General features: G+C 77.2%; 1 protein-coding gene. It reads left to right on the top strand.

Annotated features, from left to right (window positions below):
- On the top strand, positions 1–477 hold a 477-nt coding region (locus G3573_RS21915), incomplete at its 5' end, for a TrbG/VirB9 family P-type conjugative transfer protein (protein ID WP_163263712.1).
- Positions 478–591: the final 114 nt, after the last annotated feature.

Here is a 591-nt window from a genome sequence, read left to right on the forward strand (position 1 = left end):
ACGGCGGCCTGCGCGCGGGGCGACGTCGTCTACCGGCTGCGGTTCCGCTACCCGCCGGACCCGGCCGCGGTCGCGGCGTCGGCCCCGCCGCCGACCCCGGGCCTGGACGCGATCGCGCCGCCGGAAACGCGCAACCTGGCCTACACCTTCACTGGCTCGGCCGAGACCGTACCGGTCCGCGTCTTCGACAACGGCAGCCGGACCTTTTTCCGCTGGGCCGAGGGCGCCTCGACCCCGGCCGTGTACGCGCGCGGCCTGGACGAAGCGGAGACGGCCGTGAGCTTCTCGGCCCAGGGCGATTACCTCGTCGCCGACCAGGTCGCGCCGGCCTTCGTGCTCCGGCGCGGGAACGCGGTCGCGGTCCTCTACAACGACGCCTACCAGACCCCGGCCCTGGACGCCGGCTCGCCCCAGCCGCGCGCCGAAGCCCCGCGTGGCCCGCGCTGGCCGTTCGGGCGCGGGAGGGCCCAGCCATGACCGGTCGACACGCTCCGGGCGGCGAGGATCCGCGCCGCGCCCTGACCTCGGCGGAGCTGCAGGCGGCCTCCGACCGCGCCCGGCCGATGGTCGCCCGCAAGGGCGGCTCCGACG

This window comes from Caulobacter sp. 17J65-9 (assembly GCF_010975005.1).
GTDB lineage: Bacteria > Pseudomonadota > Alphaproteobacteria > Caulobacterales > Caulobacteraceae > 17J80-11.